General features: G+C 66.9%; 14 protein-coding genes. 6 read left to right on the forward strand and 8 right to left on the reverse strand.

Translation table 11 applies throughout. The annotated features are described in order from the left end of the window. Positions 1–18: 18 nt before the first annotated feature. The 5 genes from NMB43_RS16260 to NMB43_RS16280 form a co-directional block, all read right to left on the reverse strand. Positions 19–1290 (reverse strand): NAD(P)/FAD-dependent oxidoreductase, encoded by a 1272-nt coding sequence (locus NMB43_RS16260; protein ID WP_494349209.1) that lies wholly within the window; start codon positions 1288–1290, stop codon positions 19–21. A 109-nt stretch (positions 1291–1399) separates the two neighbouring features. After that, entirely contained in the window at positions 1400–2770 is a 1371-nt protein-coding gene (locus NMB43_RS16265; RefSeq protein ID WP_494349210.1) for a TolC family outer membrane protein, read from the reverse strand. 13 nt (positions 2771–2783) lie between these two features. After that, positions 2784–2993 (reverse strand): YgaP family membrane protein, encoded by a 210-nt coding sequence (locus tag NMB43_RS16270; RefSeq protein ID WP_494349211.1) that lies wholly within the window; start codon positions 2991–2993, stop codon positions 2784–2786. Positions 2994–3006: 13 nt separating this feature from the next. Beyond that, positions 3007–6252: an efflux RND transporter permease subunit gene (locus NMB43_RS16275; RefSeq protein WP_494349212.1), complete on the reverse strand. Its 3246-nt coding sequence runs from the start codon at positions 6250–6252 to the stop codon at positions 3007–3009. A gap of 10 nt (positions 6253–6262) precedes the next feature. Beyond that, positions 6263–7267, reverse strand: a complete 1005-nt coding sequence (locus tag NMB43_RS16280) for an efflux RND transporter periplasmic adaptor subunit (RefSeq protein ID WP_494349213.1) — start codon at positions 7265–7267, stop codon at positions 6263–6265. Between the two features lie 146 nt (positions 7268–7413). Here NMB43_RS16280 and NMB43_RS16285 point away from each other — a divergent pair, with 146 nt between their 5' ends. The 5 genes from NMB43_RS16285 to NMB43_RS16305 are packed head-to-tail and all read left to right on the forward strand — an operon-like array spanning position 7414 to position 11285. Continuing rightward, positions 7414–7767, forward strand: coding sequence for an ArsR/SmtB family transcription factor (locus NMB43_RS16285; RefSeq protein WP_494349214.1), 354 nt, complete (start codon positions 7414–7416; stop codon positions 7765–7767). Between the two features lie 20 nt (positions 7768–7787). Continuing rightward, positions 7788–8618, forward strand: coding sequence for a hypothetical protein (locus NMB43_RS16290; protein ID WP_494349215.1), 831 nt, complete (start codon positions 7788–7790; stop codon positions 8616–8618). A 19-nt stretch (positions 8619–8637) separates the two neighbouring features. Then, positions 8638–9291, forward strand: coding sequence for an SAM-dependent methyltransferase (locus tag NMB43_RS16295; protein ID WP_494349216.1), 654 nt, complete (start codon positions 8638–8640; stop codon positions 9289–9291). Beyond that, complete coding sequence (locus tag NMB43_RS16300; protein ID WP_494349217.1) at positions 9285–10088, forward strand: sulfite exporter TauE/SafE family protein; 804 nt, start codon at positions 9285–9287, stop codon at positions 10086–10088. The genes NMB43_RS16295 and NMB43_RS16300 overlap by 7 nt, the downstream gene beginning before the upstream one ends. Before the next feature lie 48 nt (positions 10089–10136). After that, positions 10137–11285, forward strand: a complete 1149-nt coding sequence (locus NMB43_RS16305) for a methionine aminotransferase (protein WP_494349218.1) — start codon at positions 10137–10139, stop codon at positions 11283–11285. 100 nt (positions 11286–11385) lie between these two features. Here NMB43_RS16305 and NMB43_RS16310 read toward each other — a convergent pair whose 3' ends face one another. Together NMB43_RS16310 and NMB43_RS16315 are read right to left on the reverse strand one after the other, a co-directional pair. Further along, positions 11386–12153 carry a class II glutamine amidotransferase gene (locus NMB43_RS16310; RefSeq protein WP_494349219.1) on the reverse strand — a complete coding sequence of 256 codons (768 nt, stop codon included), beginning with the start codon at positions 12151–12153 and terminating at the stop codon, positions 11386–11388. 304 nt (positions 12154–12457) lie between these two features. Further along, the gene (locus NMB43_RS16315) at positions 12458–13180 is read right to left on the reverse strand and encodes a DNA alkylation repair protein (RefSeq protein ID WP_494349220.1); all 723 of its coding nucleotides are present in this window, start codon (positions 13178–13180) and stop codon (positions 12458–12460) included. A gap of 166 nt (positions 13181–13346) precedes the next feature. On the opposite strand from NMB43_RS16315, the gene NMB43_RS16320 reads away from it, so the two are divergent. Next, positions 13347–15620: a nitric-oxide reductase large subunit gene (locus tag NMB43_RS16320; protein WP_494349221.1), complete on the forward strand. Its 2274-nt coding sequence runs from the start codon at positions 13347–13349 to the stop codon at positions 15618–15620. 224 nt (positions 15621–15844) lie between these two features. Here the strand turns inward: NMB43_RS16320 and NMB43_RS16325 are convergent, their stop codons facing one another. Beyond that, entirely contained in the window at positions 15845–17929 is a 2085-nt protein-coding gene (locus NMB43_RS16325) for a [FeFe] hydrogenase, group A (RefSeq protein ID WP_494349222.1), read from the reverse strand. Positions 17930–18300: the final 371 nt, after the last annotated feature.

Below are 18300 nucleotides of genomic sequence, written 5' to 3' on the forward strand. Positions count from 1 at the left end.
TCTGGCAGCAAGGCCGCCTCAGTCCTGCAGGCGGAAGATGCCCAGCGCCTTGAGCACGTACTTCTCATATACCGGCTCGGACGAGCCCGAGCGCATCTTGTGCAGGAAGTACTTCTCGAAGGCGATTTTCGCCAGGTGCACCCACTTGCCCTTGCGGAACCAGTTGACGTTGCGCGGCGGAATCTGCGGCAAGGCGACGAAAGCCGCGCCCGAATCCCCCATGTCGGCCAGGCAGATCGCGTTCCAGGTGCCCTTGGCCTCGCCCACGCGTCCTTCCAGCTCGGCCGCGATGTTCTCCACGATGGCAGTCACCATGGTCTCGATCATGTAGCCAGTCTTGGGCGCCCCGGTCGGCACCGGGGTCACCTCGACCGGCGGAATCGCCACGCATACACCGGCCGAGAATATGTTGCGGTAGGCCTTGCTGCGCTGATGCTCATCGATCAGCACAAAGCCGCGCGGATTGCACAGCCCTTCGACCGCGGCCACCGGGCCGACGCCACGGAATGACGGGAGCATCATCGAGAAGCGGAATGGAATCTCGTGCTCTCGCATCTCCTTGCCCAGGATATCCAGCTCGGTGGCGAACAGCTTCCCGTTCTCCACACGTGTGGTCCGCGCATTCGTCACCCACTTGATGTCATGGTTGCGGAACTCGCTCTCCAGCATGGACTTGGAATCACCCACGCCGCCCAGTCCGAGGTGCCCGATGTAGGGCTCGCTGGTCACGAAGGTCATGGGGACCTTGTGGCGGATCTTGCGCTTGCGCAGATCGGCGTCAACGATGAAGGCGAACTCATAGGCCGGGCCAAAGCAGCTTGCCCCCGGCATGGCACCGATCACGACAGGGCCCGGGTTATCGAGAAACGCCTGATAGTCCAGCCAGGTCTGTTCAGCATGGTCGACCGAGCAGATGGAGTGCGTGAAGCCCTGCGGCCCCGCGCCGGGCACTTCCTCGAAGGCCAGTTGCGGCCCGGTGGTGATCACCAGGTAGTCGTACTGCAGTCGCGCACCGTCCGCCAGCCTCAGCGTGTTGTCCGGTGCGTCGATGCCCTCCACGCGCTGGGCGATGAAACCGATGCCCTTCTTTTCCAGGTAGGGCTGAACCTTCAGCACCACATCCTCTCGCTTACGCCAACCCACGGCCACCCAGGGGTTGGACGGGACAAACTGGAAATAGTCCACGGCACTGACCACCGTGATCCGATGTTCCGCTCCCAGCTTCGCTCGCAATTCATATGCAGCCGGCATTCCGCCGACCCCCGCGCCAACGATGACGATGTGTGCCATCCTGCTCCTCCGTTGAGTATGTGTGCGGTCCGTCTAGCGAAAACCCACTCCTCCATCGGCAGCCACCCGGACCGTGGGTGCGCCCTTGCGCGGTCTCTGATGGGCCGCTTCAGTCGGTCTGCAGCAGCGCGTTAACCTGCGCCAGCCGCGCGTCATCCAACTCACCGCCAGCAGCCGCCAGCGATAAGGAGGCCAGCAACACCTGATAGCGCGCACGCGCCAGACCAGCCTCGGCGGCAAAGAATGCGTGTTGGGCGTTGAGCTCATCGGCCATGGTGCGGGCCCCCAACTCCCTGCCAGTACGCGTGGCGTCCAGCTTGAGGCGAGCCGAGCGCAGCCCGGCCTCGAGCGCCTGGACCTGTGCCACGCCACTCGACAGATTGAGCCAGGCCGCACGGATCTGCTGCGCGGTCGCCAGGCGCACTTCCTGGGCCTGCCAGCGCGCCTGTTCAGCCAGGCCAGCCGCTTCATCACGTCGCGCGTCGCGCATGCCGCCGGTGAACAAGGGCACCGACAGTTGCACACCGACCCAGGCGCCGCGCTGCGAGTAGGCCGCATCACCATGGCGGTTGCTACCGTCGGTATGTGCGTCGTCGTAACGCGCGACCAGATCCAAGGACAAGGCATCGAAGGACTTGAGCTTGTCCAGCTCGGCACGCGCCACGTCTTGCCCGGACTCACTGATCCTGACCCGGGGGCTCTGTGCCACCCCCTGCTCGATACGACTTCGCAACTCGCCCGGGGGCAAGGCCGCCAGTTGGACATCGCGGCGGATACGCCGCAGGTCGTTGGCGGGCAGCCCGGTGATGTCGGTGAAATGGGCCTGCGCCAAGGTGAGCTGGCTACGCAGGGCGATGAGCTGCGCCTCGACCGCATCGAAGGCGGCTTGCGCCTCGTGCATGTCGGTCGACGGGCTTTTACCGAGACGGAACAACTCCTGCGCGATGTCGAGCAGTTCACGTGCAGCCTTGTGTTGAGCCTCCGCGGTGCGCAAGGCGTCTTCGGCCGTCAGCACCGCGAAATAGGATTCGGCCACACGCAGGCGCAGGGACTGCTCGCCCAACCGGCGCTGCTCGCCTGCCATGACGGCCTGCTGTTCGAGTTGCCGGCCCGAGGCTCTGCGCTCCGCACTGTAGAGCGGCTGACGCAACTGCACGCCCCAGCGCGTGTCGGTGGCCTGTCCGATATCCGTCGTGAACTGCGCGTTGTTCATGCTGCCCAGCGCCGGCGCCGAAAAACTGGCGCCCCGCGTATCGCTTTGCATGTCGGCGTAACCCGCACCCGCTGTCAGCGCAATATTGGGCATCCACAGCGCGCCCGCCTGCGCCGCCCTGGCCGTCCCGGCGGTACTGCCCGCAAGAGCGGCCTGATAGCCAGGATCATGCTCCAGCGCGGCCTGCACAGCGCCCATCAGGTCAGTGGCTGCCTGCGCCCATGGCACAAGCCCCATCAGGATCAGGGAAAGCACGCTCCGACGCACGATGTCCTCCTCGTCAGCAACCGGGCTGGACGCCCAGTTTGCGCAGAATCTGCTCCATCAGGCACCAACGGGTGAAGCCGCTCTGCAACAGATTGGCGCCCACGAAAGCGGTGAACCACAGCCAGTTCGCGCTGTGGAAGATCGGGCTACCCTGCACGCCTAGCGCAAGTGAGATGAGGATGAAGCTGCCGGCGACGATGCGGACGATTTGCCAGGATGACATGGGGATTCCTCCGTCAATGAGATGGGCTCGCGGATTCGAGCTTGCGGCGGTAGGCCGCGTAGTACAGCAGAGGGATCACCACCAGGGTCAGCAAGGTGGAGACCAGGATGCCGAAGATCAGCGAGATGGCGAGCCCATTGAAGATCGGGTCGTCGAGGATGAAGAAGGCGCCGATCATGGCCGCCAGCCCGGTCAGCACGATGGGCTGCGCGCGGGTCACGGCGGAGTGCACCACGGCGTCGCGGAAGGGCACGCCAGCCGCCACCTGCAGGTTGATGAAGTCGACCAGCAGGATGGAGTTGCGCACGATGATGCCGGCCAGCGCGATCATGCCGATCATGCTGGTGGCGGTGAATTGCGCCCCCAGCAGCGCATGCCCGGGCATCACACCGATGATCGTCAGCGGGATCGGCGCCATGATGATCAGGGGAGTCAGGTAGGAGGCAAACTGCGCCACCACCAGCAGATAGATCAGCACCAGCCCTACGGCATAGGCGGCGCCCATGTCACGGAAGGTTTCGTAGGTGATCTGCCACTCGCCGTCCCATTTGATCGCGTAGCCACGGTACGGGTCTTGCGGTTGGCGGATGAAATACTCCTCCACGCGCCCGCCATCCGGCATCACCAGCTTGCCGATCTCGCCGCGCATGCCGAACATGCCGTAGAGTGGGCTGTCGAGCCCTTGCCCGCCGACCGCCGCCATGTCGCCGACGACGTAGCTGACCGGCAGCAGGTCCTTGTGATGACGCGGCTGCTCAATCACGCCGTCGCGCACGGACACCAGCTCGCGCAGGGGCACCAGCGTACCGTTGGCGGCCCGCACGCTGAGGGCGAGCACCTCATCGAGGTTGCCTTGCGCGGCCACGGGAAGACGCAAGCGGGTGGCGGCCGGGTACTTGCTCGCGTCATGCAGCCAGCTCACATTCTCACCCGCCATGGCTGCATGCAGCGTCGTCACGATGGCCTGCTGCGGCACGCCCAGCAAGGCGGCCTTGCGACGGTCCACCTCCAGGGTCTGCTGCGCGGCATGCGAGACGCTGCTGTCGTCCACGTCCACGATGCCTGGGGCTCCGTCGAAGACCTGCCGGATCGCGCGGGCCACCTGCTCGCGCCCGGCCTGGTCCGGGCCGTAGACCTCGGCCACAATGGGTGACAGCACCGGCGGCCCCGGGGGCACCTCGACCACCTTGACGCGCGCGCCATGGCGCTGCGCGATCTCCTGCAACGCTGGGCGCACGCGCATGGCGATGGCATGGCTCTGCTCGCTGCGCAGATGCTTGTCGACGAGGTTGACCTGAATGTCGCCCAGCTCGCGTCCGCTGCGCAGGTAGTACTGGCGCACCAGGCCGTTGAAGTTGATCGGTGCCGACAGGCCAGCGTAGGCCTGGTAGTTCACCACCTCGGGCACGCTCGCGAGATAGCCGCCCATCTCGCGCAGCACCGCCGCCGTCTGCTCCAGCGGCGTATCTGCCGGCATATCGACGACGACCTGGAACTCGGACTTGTTGTCGAAGGGCAGCATCTTCAACACCACCAGCTTGGCCACCGGCAGGGCGATCGACACCAGGATCAGCAGGCCCACACCCAGCCACAGCTTCACGCGGTTGCGCGCCCCCCGCTGCACATCCAGGAAGGGGCGGAAGAGTCGCTCGGCGCCGCGCTGCAGGCGTGCGGTCAGGGCCGACTCGTGCGCGCCATGCGCGGCGTGCGACAGCCACAGGCGAGCCAGCCAGGGCGTCACCACGAAGGCAATCGCCAGCGAGATCAGCATGCCCATGCTGGCGTTGATCGGGATCGGGCTCATGTATGGCCCCATCAGGCCGGACACGAAGGCCATGGGCAGCAGTGCGGCGATGACCGTCAGCGTCGCCAGGATGGTGGGGCCACCGACCTCATCCACCGCACCGGGGATCAGCTCGGCCAGCGTCTTCTCCGGATGAAGCTGCTTGTGGCGGTGGATGTTCTCGACCACCACGATGGCGTCATCGACCAGGATGCCGATGGAGAAGATCAGCGCGAACAGCGACACGCGATTGAGCGTGAAACCCCAGGCCCAGGACGCGAACAGCGTCGCCAGCAGGGTCAGCACCACTGCCACGCCAACGATGGCCGCCTCGCGCCGGCCGAGGGCGAAGAAGACCAGGGCCACCACTGAAGCGGTGGCGAACAGCAGCTTCTGGATCAGCTTCATCGCCTTGTCGTTGGCGGTCTCACCGTAGTTGCGGGTGACCGTGACGCCAACCTCATCCGGCAGCAGCGTGTTGCGCAACTGTGCGACACGTTCGAGCACCGCATCCGCGACCTCGACCGCGTTCTCGCCCGGCTTCTTGGTGATCGCCAGCGTGACCGCGGGATACTCCGCCGCCGTGGCCTTGCCATCGGCATGCGACACCACGCCATGCCACACATAACGCTCGGGCGGCAGCGGGCCATCGCTGACCCGCGCGACCTCCTTCAGCAGGACCGGCGTGCGACCACGCACGCCGACCACCAACTCCTCGACGGCGCGTGCGTCTTCCAGGAAGGGGCCAGACTCCAGGCGCACCGCACGGTTGCCGCTCACCAGGTCGCCCATCGGCAGCCCCAGGTTGGCCGACTGGAGCGCACGCCGCATATCGTCCACCGTGACGCCGCTGCTGCGCATGCGGGCGGCATCCAGCTCGATCAGCACGCCGCGCCCGGGCCCCCCCATGGTCACCACCTCGCGCGTGCCCGGCACGCGCTTGAGTTCCGCCTCCATCGCATGCGCGATGCGCTCCAGCTCATAGGCGCCGGCGTCCGGCCGCTGCGCCGACAGAGTCAGTGCCACGATGGGCACATCGTCGATGCCCTTGGGCTTGATGATCGGGGTCAGCACGCCCAGATTCGGTGGCAGCCAGTCGGCATTGGAATGCACCGTGTCATACAGACGCACCAGCGCCTCGGTACGCGGCACCCCGACCTTGAACTGCACGGTGATCACCGCCAGCCCTGGACGCGACAGCGACATGACATGCTCGATGCCAGCGATCTGCGCCAGCACCTGTTCGGCCGGCCCCGCCACCATCTGCTCCACGTCCGCCACCGACGCCCCCGGGAAGGGGATCAGTACATTGGCCATGGTCACGTTGATCTGCGGCTCTTCCTCACGCGGCGTGACCAGCACCGCGAACAGGCCCAGCAGCACCGCGAGCAGCGCCAGCAAAGGCGTGATCTGCGCATGCTGGAAGAAGGCTGCGATGCGGCCGGAAATTCCCATCGGTACGGACGAGTGACTCATGACGCGCGCCTCACTGCAGCGCTACGGCGCCCGGATCGCGCAGCACGCGTTCGCCCGCCATCAGGCCGGCAAGCACCTCGACTTCCTCTCCCTGCGCACGGCCCAGGCGCACCTGGCGCAAGCGTGGCTTGCCCTGCGCGTCCGGCACGTACACGGCGGTCAGCTCGGAGCGCCGGAGCACCGCAGTGGCGGGGATCAGCACCGCGCCACCGGCCTCGCCACGCAGCGGAAAGTTCACTCGCGCAAACATGCCGGGCACCAGCCCGCGCACGTCGGCGGGCAAGCCCACGCGCACCACCTGGGAGTGACTGACCGGATCGGCCTCCGGCAACACGCTCACCGCGCGCGTCGCGATCTCCGCCCCGGCGACGCGCACACGCACCTCGACCTGCGCCGGCAAATCGGCCACGCGGCTTTGCGGCAGGCTGGCTGCCACGCGCAGGGCGGTGGGGTCATACACGGTGAGCAGCGGCTTACCGGGCATGGCCATGTCGCCCTGCTCCACCTGCACGTTCGCCACCACGCCCGCATACGGCGCGGTCAGCGTGAAGAAGCCGGTCTGCGTGCTGGCGGCGCCGGCCTGCGCCAGGGTGCCGCGCACGCTGGCCTCGGTGGCCTTGAACTGCGCCTCGGCCTGCTCCAGTGCAGCCTGGCTGATGTACTGCTTCTTGAACAGTAGCTGCTGGCGTTCGTACTCCGTCTTCGCCACCTGCAACTGCGCGCGCGCCGCCTCCACCTGGGCCTGGCTGGCTACGGCCTGTTGCTGCGCCGCTTGCGCGTCGATGCGCGCCAGGACTTGGCCGGCCTTGACCCGGTCGCCGGCCTGCACGCGCAAGTCCACGATGCGGCCCGCCACCTGCGGCGAAATCACGCTCTGCCGCACCGCCTCCACCACCCCTTCCGCCTCGTAGGGCGCGCCACCGCCTGCCACGCGCACCGGCACCGTGGCGAGCAAGTCTGCCCGGGCCGAAGTGCCGAGCAGCAGCAGGACAAACAACAGACGCGAAAGGGCCATGAAACGCTCCTGGAAAGAAGAATCCGGGCCGTCCGGACAACATGTGGCGAAACGGCTTTCTTGATCTATTATGTAACTACAGAGTTATATAGTCAAGCCAAAAATCCGCTATGCTCACTCCCGTACCAACCCCAGGCTGTTCCCAGATGAAACACTTAGACGACCAAGCCATCGAGCACGTCGCGCAGTACTTCCAGGTCTTGGCCGAGCCGACCCGGCTGAAAGCGCTCAACGCCCTGCGCGAGCAGGAGTACAACGTCGGCGAACTGGCCGAACTGCTCGGTTGCACCACCGCCAACGTCTCCAAGCATCTGTCCCTGCTGGCCAACCATGGCTTCGTGGAGAAGGAGGTGCGCGGCAATGCGAGCGTGTATCGCATCGCCAATCCGGCCATCTTCGAACTGTGCGAACTCGTCTGCGGCCAGGTGGGTCAACGCCTGTCGGCGCAGGCGGCGCTGGCGGCCAAGTTCTCGCCCGCCACGCCCGCGCGCAAACGCTAAACACTTCTTCCCGGATCGGTATGCGTCGCTTCCTTGTTGTCGCCGCACTGGCGGCCTGCTGCAGCGCTCAGGTGCACGCCCTCTGTGCGTCACCTCGCTTCTCGGACCCTGCAGCGCTGTCGACGAAGGACGACCGGCTGCTGCTCGTGGTGCATGCCAGCGCGACCTACGACGCCCGCTACGCCACCAAGCCCGGTGTCGATGAGGCGGTGCGCTATGCCAAGCAGGAGCGGATTCCCGTCGCCTACCTGCAGGACGACTCCGGAGACCAGTACTACTTCGCAGCCGATTGCGACCCGGACTACCGCTTCTTCTCGGCCGGCGGCGAGCTCAGCGTCAATCTGAGCCACGTCCGCCATCTCTATGTAGCAGGCGGTCACCTGGAGGCCTGCCTGTCGACCGCGCTCAACGAGGTGCTGTACCAGTGGGGCCGGGCGGACGCGGTGAACCGCCGCATCACCTACTTCATGGACGCGGTGTATTCGAACGGCAAGGCGGTCGATCCGGCGGACCCATACTACGAGGATGTCGACCGTTTCCTGGGCATCGTGAGCTACGGCCGCCCCAGCGGCGAACACTGGCCCAAGCTGACCCTGCTGGAAACGCTGGGGATCGTGCGTACCAAGGATTCGGAATACCAATACCTGCAGAACGTCCTGCCGAACTGGCACCGCAGCATGCCCCAGTCCTACCGCGTTGAGCTGGCCCTGAACGGTCAGCCCACGCGCAACCTGCGGCCCGTCCGCGATCTGCATCGCCCCCGCCTGAGCTTCGAGTTTGTCGACTCGGCGATCAACAGCAGCCTGTCCGGCTGCCCCGACGGCTCGCAGGACAACAGTTGCAAACCATAACACCCACCTAGAGAGAAAAATGATGGAGAAGACAAGCCTGACCGCAGGACCGGAAGACCCGCGAATTGCCCACTGGGATGCGCGTTTCGCACAGCCGGACTACATCTTTGGCACCGCGCCGAATGCTTTCCTCGCCAACCAGGCGCACCTGCTACGGCCAGGTCAGCACGCCTTGGCCGTCGCCGATGGCGAGGGCCGCAATGGCGTGTGGCTGGCGCGCCAGGGCCTGCAGGTCACCTCGGTCGAAGCCTCCAGCAATGCGCTGGCCAAGGCGCGCCAATTGGCCACCGAACACGATGTCGACATCAGCTTCGAACAGGCCGATCTGCTGCATTGGGTCTGGCCAGTCGCGCAGTACGACGTGGTGGCCGCGATCTTCATCCAATTCCTGACCCCAGCAGAGCGTGCCCGCGTGTTCGCCGCCATGCTGGCCGCGCTGAAACCCGGCGGGCTGCTGCTGGTGCAGGGCTACGCCCGGGCGCAACTAGGTTACGGCACCGGCGGCCCACGCGTGCCGGAACAGCTCTACACCCTCGAACTCCTGCACGAGCTGCTGGGCGACGACATGTATGTACTGACCCTGCGCGAACACCACAGCGAAATCGACGAAGGCAGTGGGCACCGCGGCATGTCGGCCCTGATCGACTGCGTGGCACGCAAGCCTGCATGCTGATCGCCCTGCCGCTCGGCCTCGTCATTGGTGTCGCCATGGGCGTCACCGGGGCCGGCGGCGGGGTACTGGCGGTGCCTGCGCTGGTGCTGTTGCTGGGCCTACCGATGCAGCAGGCGGCACCGGTGGCACTCTTCTCGATGGTGCTGGCGGGTGGCGTAGGCAGTGCGGAAGGGCTGCGCGCCGGTCTGGTGCGCTATCGCGCGGCGCTGCTCATGGCCCTGGCCAGCCTGCCCTTCAGCACCCTGGGCATCCAGCTCGCCCAGGCGCTGCCGCAGACCTGGCTGATGCGGGGCTTCTCGCTGGTCATGTTGCTCAGCGCCTGCCGCAGTCTGCTCGCACGACCCGGCACGACGCTGGACAGCGAGCCGCTGGGCGGCCTGCGCACCCTCGGCCCGATTCACCCGGACAGCGGGCGCTTCATCTGGTCCGCGCGCACCGCCAGCCTGCTCGCCACCATCGGTGCACTGGCCGGTTTCATGGCCGGCCTACTGGGCGTGGGCGGCGGTTTCGTCATCGTGCCGATGCTGCGGCGCTTCACCCAGTTGGGCATCCACGCCGCCGTGGCGACGGCACTGGGCATCATCACGCTGATCAGCCTGGGTGGCGTGGCTGGCATGCTGCTGCACGGCATGGCCCCGCCCCTCGCGCTGACGGCTGTGTTCGCGGGCGGCGCAGTGCTGGGCATGCTGGTGGGACGCCGCCTGGCCCGCACGATGTCTGCGCGCCAGGTGCAACGCGCGTTCGCCCTGCTCCTGCTGGGGGTGGCCGGCTGGCTGGGCGCGCATTCCCTGCGCTAAGCTGGCCGCCTCGCCGCGCCCCACCGCGGCCCGCCCGGCGTATCCACCATGATCCATTCCAAGCTGCCCACCGTCGGCACCACGATCTTCACCGTGATGAGCGCGCTCGCCCACGAGCACGGCGCGATCAACCTGTCGCAAGGCTTCCCCGACTACCCCTGCGAACCGGCCCTGCTCGACGCGCTGGACGCCGCCACCCGCGCCGGCCACAACCAGTACGCGCCGATGGCCGGCCTGCCCGCACTGCGCCAGGCCATCGCGGCCAAGCTGCGCCTGCAGCACAGGCTGGACTTCGATGCCGAGCGCGAGATCACCGTCACTGCCGGCGCCACGCAGGCGCTGTTCACCGCCATCGGCGCGGTGCTGCACGCGGGCGACGAAGCCATCCTGCTCGACCCCTCCTACGACAGCTATGCCCCTTCGGTGCTGGCGCAGGGCGCGAAACCGGTGCGCATCGCGCTGGCCGCGCCCGACTTCGCCATCGACTGGGCCGAGGTCGAGGCCGCGATCACGCCGCGCACCCGCCTGATCATCCTCAACAACCCGAACAACCCGGCGACCACCACGCTCACGCAGGCCGACCTCGACGCGCTGGCGCGCCTGGTCGCGCGCTACGAGCTGCTGGTGCTGGCCGACGAGGTCTACGAGCATCTGGTCTTCGACGGCCAGCCGCATCTGTCGGTACTGAGTCACCCGGCGCTGCGCGCGCGCAGCTTCGCGGTCTACTCTTTCGGCAAGACCTTCCACGCCACCGGCTGGAAGATCGGCTACTGCGTGGCGCCGCCGGAGCTCACGCAGGAGTTCCGCAAACTGCACCAGTTCCTGGTCTTCGCGGTCAACCACCCGGCCCAGCACGCGCTCGCCACGATCCTTACCGAACCCGCGCACTGGCAGGGCCTGCCCGGTTTCTTCCAGCGCAAGCGCGAACTGCTGGCCGAGGGCCTGCGCAGCGCGGGTTTCTGCCTGCTGCCCAGCCAGGGCACCTACTTCCAGTTGGCCGACTACAGCGCGCTGCGCGACGACCTGGACGATCTGGCCTTCGCCCGCTGGCTCACCACCGAGATCGGCGTCGCCGCGATCCCGCTGAGCCCGTTCTACGAGCGCGCGCCTGCCCAGCGCATCGTGCGCTTCTGCTTCGCCAAGAAAGAGGAAACCTTGCTCGCAGCGGCCGAGCGGCTGCAGCGTTGCCGCGGATAAGGCTGTCGCGATTTGTAGGGTGGGCACACAGTGCCCACGCGGCGCCTAGACCAACATCCAACGCGTGGGCCCACCGAGGCCCACCCTACCCTGGGCGGGCTCAGGCAGGCACCGGCTCTCCGTCGGCGAAAGCCATCAGGCGGCCTTGCGGGATGGCCTGCCAGGCCTCGTCGGTGAGCGGGCGGGTTGCGACCAGGACCATGCGGTCGTCGTCGTGGTTGTGGGCGGCGAACTCGATCTCGTGCGCGCAGTCGAGCAGGCGGGCACGGCCGAAGGGGAAGGCACGCTGCACGTAGTGCAATTGCGTCGCGCAGCGGGCGAACAACATGTGCCCATCCGACAGCATGAAGTTGAAGCTGCCGTGGCGCCCCAGTTCCTCGCCGATCTCGTCCAGCGCCAGCATGAAGTCGAGGCGCGCCGGCTCGGTCTCGCCAAAGCGCTCGCGCATCGCGTCGAGGATGATGCAGAAGGCCAGTTCGGAATCCGTTTCACCCAGCGGGCGATAGCGGCGCGGCGTCGGCAGGCCCGCGCGCTCCAGGTTGCCGTTGTGGGCGAAGGCCCATTCGCGGCCCCATAGCCAGCGCAGGAAGGGGTGGCAGTTGTTGACCTGCACCGCGCCCTGGGTGGCCTTGCGGATGTGCACGATGGCATTGCGTGCCGGCGTGGGGTTGCGCTGAACCAGGCGCGCCAGCAGCGAGCGCGCGGAAGCTTCCTCGTCGATCAGCAGGCGGCAGCCGTTGTCACCGAAGAAGGCGGCGCCCCAGCCATCGGCATGTTCATCGGTCTCGCCGCCACGGCGCAGGAACCCGGCGAGGGAGAAATCAAGCCGGACGGGCTTGCGGGCATTCAGACCGAGCAACTGACACATGGGCGCGACTCAAGCAGCACGACAGAAAGATTATCGACAGGAGCGCCGCGTCCGCTTATACCGTTTTCCGATATGCAGCTTATGGTCGGCTGGATATGCTCCTGCGCAATCAACGGTTCATGCCCTGTGGACGTTGACGCCACCGGTCGCTTCTGCATCGCCGCTCGAACTTATCCACGCAAAGTGTGAGCAGGCCTGTGGACAAGTCTGGAGACAAGCACGCAAGTGCATGACGCGACAGGGAACACCCCCTCTGCACAAGGATTGAGCAGGCTAGGAGCAGGAACGGCAGAGGGGCTTTCCGTCAAGCCTGACGGGCAAATAAATGCTTCGCCGCCTCGCGCCGGGAGAGCGGCGACAAGGCGCTCCCGGCCTGATCGAGAAAGGTGCGGACGGCCGCCGGATCGTGTCGCGCGAAATCGCGCAGCGCCCAGCCGATGGCCTTGCGAATGAAGAAGTCGGACTCCGCCGCCAGCGCCTCGGCGTAGGCGAACAGGCGTGCGCGATCCGTGTCCTCGCGCCAGCCAAGCTGATGCAGCATCGCGATGCGCCGCACCCACAGGTTCTCGTGCGTCAGCGCACGATCCATGTCGCGCTGCGCATCCGGATCGCGCTGGCGCGCCGCCCGCACGACATCCCCCACCACACCGGCCAGGCCATCCACGCTGTCCCACCAGGATTTGTCCTGCACCCGCGCCAGCAAGGCGGGCAGCGCCGCCATGTCCAGGCTCGCGTGATGGCGCGCCAACAGATCGACCGCCACGTACTGGCACTCGCGCGGCGTCTCGCGCCACAACAGGCGCGCCGCTTCCAGCAGATGCGCCGCCGGCCACGCCTGGCACGCACGGATCAAGGACAGGCTCGCCGCCCGCCGTGCCGGCGTCGGGATGCCCAGGAAGTCGAAGCGCCCGCGCATGTAAGCGCGCATGCCGGCTGCGCGCGTCGCATCGGCCAGGGGCTGCAAGGCCGCCACGACCTCGGCGCAGAAGCGATCGGGCAAGGCGGGAGACGGCGGGACACGAGACATGGCGAAGGCGCGATGGATGCGGACTGGAAGCGGCTGCCACAGCCTACACCTTGCAGAACTTGATCCGGCTCAGGAAAAAAGATTCATCGGCGTTGAATCTTTTAAAAGATTCTCTTAGAGTGAATCTTATGGCGCGATGCCATCACTCATCGGGGAGAAAGCTCACATGAATTCGTCACGCAAACTCTGGCGCTGGTTGGCGGCAGTGTTCCTGCTGTCCTTCGGCGTACTCGGCTGGATGGGCCGCGAGATCTACCTCGCCGCACCGCCGATCCCGCAACAGGTGGTCGCGGCCGATGGCAGCACGGTCTTCGGTGGCGGCCAGGTCATGCACGGCCAACAGGCCTGGCTGTCGGCCGGCGGCCAGCAGCTCGGCTCGGTGTGGGGCCATGGCAGCTACGTCGCGCCGGACTGGTCGGCCGACTGGCTGCACCGCGAGGCGGTGGCGCTGCGCGAGGCACTGGCGCAGAAGCAGTACGGCCAGGCCTTCACGCACCTGGACAGCGGCCAGCAGGCCCTGGTCGGCCAGCTCGTCAAGGATGAGCTGCGCCGCAACAGCTATGACCCGGCGACCGGCAACATCACGCTGAGCGTGGAGCGCGCCGCCGTGGTGCGCGAACTGGCGCGCTACTACACCGGCCTGTTCGGCAGCGAGCCCTCGCTGGACGCGCTGCGCGAGCAGTACGCGATGGTCAGGCACACGCTGAAGAACCCGGCCGACCTGCAAGCGCTGCCGGCCTTCTTCTTCTGGTCGGCCTGGTCGTCCGCGACCAACCGCCCGGGCGAGACGCACTTGTCATACACCAGCAACTGGCCGCATGAGCCGCTGATCGACAACCTGCCGACCACCGGCAACGGCGTGTGGTCCGTAGTCAGCGTGATCCTGCTGATCGCCGGCATCGCCTTCATGATCGCCTGGCACTCTGCCGCCAAGGAGGAAGCCGACCCCACCCCGCCGGCCAAGGACCCGCTGTTCGAACTCAAGCCCACCGCCTCGATGCGCGCCACCACCAAGTATTTCTACGTGGTGATCGGGCTGATCCTGCTGCAGGTGGTGATGGGCGTGGTGTCGGCGCACTACGCGGTGGAAGGCCAAAGCTTCTTCGGCATTCCTCTGGCCGAGGTGCTGCCCTTCACGGTGAGCCGCACCATCCACACCCAACTGGGCGTGCTGTGGATCGCCACCGCCTGGCTTGCCACCGGCCTCTACATCTCGCCTGCGCTGTCGGGTCATGAGCCGAAGTTCCAGGCGCTGGGCGTCAACGTGCTGTTCTATGCGCTGCTCTTGATCGTGGTCGGCTCGATTGCCTGCGGCTGGATCGGCACCCAGCAACGCCTGGGCACCGACTTCGCCTTCTGGCTCGGCAACCAGGGGCTGGAATACACCAGCATGGGCCGCATCTGGCAGTACGGCCTGTTCGCCGGCCTGCTGATCTGGCTGGGTCTGATGGCGCGCGCGCTGTGGCCGGCCTTGCAGCGCCCCTCCGAATCACGCGGACTGATCGCCATGGTGTTCCTGTCGGCCACCTGCATCGGCGGCTTCTACGCCAGCTCGCTGATGTGGGGCCAGCACAGTCACTACTCGATGATCGAGTACTGGCGCTGGTGGCTGGTCCACCTGTGGGTGGAAGGCTTCTTCGAGGTCTTCGCCACCGCCGTGATCGCGCTGATCTTCACCCGCCTGGGCCTAATCCGCACCGCCTCGGCCAACGCCGCGATCGTCATGGAGACCATCGTGTTCCTGTTCGGCGGCATCCTCGGCACCCTGCACCACCTGTACTTCACCGGCACGCCGACCTCGGTGATCGCCGTCGGCGCCGTGTTCTCGGCGCTGGAGGTGGTGCCGCTGGCCCTGATCGGCTTCGAGGCCTATCGCAACTACCAGCGCAGCCAGGCCGCGCCGTGGGTGGAGAGCTATCGCTGGATCATCCTGTGCTTCGTCGCCGTGGGCTTCTGGAACACCGTCGGCGCCGGCCTGCTGGGCTTCGCGATCAACCCACCGATCTCGCTGTACTACGTGCAGGGCCTCAACATGACACCCGCCCACGGCCATGCCGCGCTGTTCGGCGTGTACGGCATGCTGGGCATCGGCCTCATGCTGTTCTGCCTGCGTGGCCTGATGCCGCGCGAATACTGGCAGGACAAGTGGCTCGCCCGCATGTTCTGGTCGCTCAACATCGGCCTGGCCATGATGGTCTTCATGTCCTTGCTGCCGGCCGGCATCTACCAGGCCTGGGCCAGCGTCAGCGAAGGCCTGTGGTATGCCCGCTCGACCGACATCGTGCAGTCCTCCGTGATGCGTACCCTGGTGTGGCTGCGCGTGCCGGGCGACATCGTGTTCGCCGTCGGCGTGCTGTGCCTGGGCGCCTTCGCCTGGAAGCTGCTTGGCCTGCGCCGCAGCGCCACGCGCGCGCCCGAGGTGGCCCGCGCCAAGGCCTGAGCTTCACCTTGCAGAACAAAAGCCCGCGTCGCAGGACGCGGGCTTTTCTTTGGCCGTAACAGATGAAGTGCAGCGTAGCGAAACGGGTCTGGCCAGGCGCGCCGACTTCCCGCATCCCCTTCTCAGGGGAGTGCTGCCGCATCGGCCCGGCGTGGGTTGCGCCTCCCCTGACAAGGGGAGGTCGGGAGGGGTTGGAATGTCCACCGACGCGTCACATCTCCACCTCAAGCCAAATCCACCAATACTTCGCGCACAAGCTTGCGGATCACCGTCCTGCTGCGCCCGCCCTCGCGGATTGTGTCGAGCGCCACGTCGAAGCGGCAACGCTCTCCGGTCGGCGTGAGCACTGTGAGGTCGTCGTCCTCCGCGGCGGACGCCATGCGGTGCCGTCGGTAGGCCGGGCCAAACTCGCGTGGCGGCAGGCGGGTGCCGATGAAGGCCGCGATGTTCGCCGCCCCCACGATGTCGCCGAAAGGCGAGGCCGTCATCCAGATGGCATCGGGGTGGAACAGGCTGGCTGCGCCCGCGCCGTCGCGCCGGTCCACTGCATCGAGAAAGCGCATCAGCAGCAATCGCCTGGAGTTGCGTGCCGCATAGCTCGTGTGGAGCAGGCCGTGCGCCGCCGGGGAGTTCGGCTCACCCAGCTCGGTGGCGTAGAGCTGGCGCACGCTCTGATTCTCGTGCGAGCGGCGGCGTGGCGCCTGCGCGTCGATCGCGTAGATGGCCTGCATGCGCTTCTGCAGCACCTGCGGGTCCAGCGACTTTGGTTCGCCACCGCCCCCCAGGCAACCGCCGACGCAGGCCATCACCTCGATGGCGACGAACTCCTCGCGCCACGATTCCGTCTCCAGCAGGCGCTGCGCCGCGGCAATGCCATTGCAGATGGCTACCGTGCCGATGCCCGGAATCGCAGCCGTCTTGATGCCCTCGGCTACACCGCGCAGTTGATGCCACTCCAGCGCAGTCGCGCATTCCGTGCCGAGCAGATGGGAGGCCGTGCGCACGATGGCCTCCATGACCCCACCCGAGGCGCCGAAGATCTGCGCGGCCCCGGTACTCTCACCCAGTGGATCGTCGAACTGCGCCGCTTCCGGCAGCGCATCGAAGGCAATGCCACGCGCCCGGATCATCCTGGCCAACTCCCGCGTCGTGAGCACGCGGTCGACATCGCCCGCCACGCCAGGCCGCATGGCCTCATCCTTCTTGGCGGTGCAGGGCATGATGCTCACGACATAAGGCTCAGCCCGGCCCTCAGCGAACGCAGGCCCGAGCGCACGCGCAAAACGGCCACGCTTGGTCAGCGCACCGTGCATCTGCTGCGGCGATTTCGTCGTGCTCAGATGCGGCAGCAGATCAGGTCGATTGAGCTCGACCCAGTTCACCCAGCCCGGACAGCAGGACGTGAACAACGGCAGCGCTTCGCGCCGCGCCAGACGCGCCAGGAACTCGGCCCCCTCCTCCATGATCGTGAGATCGGCCGCAAAGTTGGTGTCGAACACGTAGTCGAAGCCAAGCTGGCGCAAGGCGTTGATCAGCCTGCCGGTGCTCACCGTGCCCGGCTTCATGCCGAACTCTTCGCTGATGGCCACGCGCGTCGCCGGCGCAACTTGCACCACAGAGACATGGCGATGGGCGTCGAGGACATGCAGGACCTCGTGCCAGTGCGGCGTCTCGATCAGCGCACCGACCGGGCACACCACCGTGCACTGACCGCAGGAAATGCAGCGCGTGTCCGCCAGATGCTGATCGAACACCGTCACCGGCAGGCGACCCCAGCCGCGCTCGGCAAAGCCGATCACGTATTGCTGCTGCCCCGCCTCGCCGCAGGCCTCCGCGCACAGGCCGCACTCGATGCATTTCGCCAGATCGCGCCAGATGCTCGGCGAGGTGTGATCCGTCAGCGCATGCTCCGGATGCGCCTCCGACCCTCTCGGCACATAGGGCCAGCGCGCCTCCCATTGATTGTCGCCGACCAGGTTCTGCAGGCGGCAGGCCCCATTCACCTCGCAGCGGATGCAGTCGTTCGGGTGACGCGCCAGCAGCCACTCGCCATTCATCTGGCGCGCCTGCCGCAGCGCCGGAGAGTCCGTCTCCACCACGTCGCCCTCTTCCGCCCGCGTGGAACACGCAGCCTGCGGCTCATCCCGCCCCTGCACCTCCACGAGACACATGCGGCACACCGAGTGGGATGGCAGGCGCGGGGAGTAACACAGCGTGGGCACATGCACGCCCGCCGCCCCGGCCGCATCCAGCAAACTCGCGCCGTCGCGCACTGCCACGGACCTTCCATTGACCGTCAGCCTGACCATGCTGCGCCCCTCCTTCACGGAACAGTGGGGCATGTCGTAGTGGAAGTATGGTTCGCGGAGGGCGGCTTCGCTGCACTGGATGGCGAGCGCAAGATCACGGTCAGGATGGGTTCGGCGCGCAGCGAAAACCGAGCATCAACCAACGCCCAATTGGCCGTAGCAGACACTAGTGAAGTGTGCGGCGAAAGTCGGTTCCCGACCCGGTGCGGCCGGTCAGAGAACAGAAAAGCGGACGTTCAGGCAAGGGCTGAGTGCCAACTCCGCCACCCGGAACAACGCACGCGGTCACGTACCGGGGAAACATCCGGTGCGGTTGGCACCACACCCTACACGTCGGGCATGCCTCGACGCCCCCGCCATACGAGGTGACG

This window comes from Uliginosibacterium sangjuense (assembly GCF_059132465.1).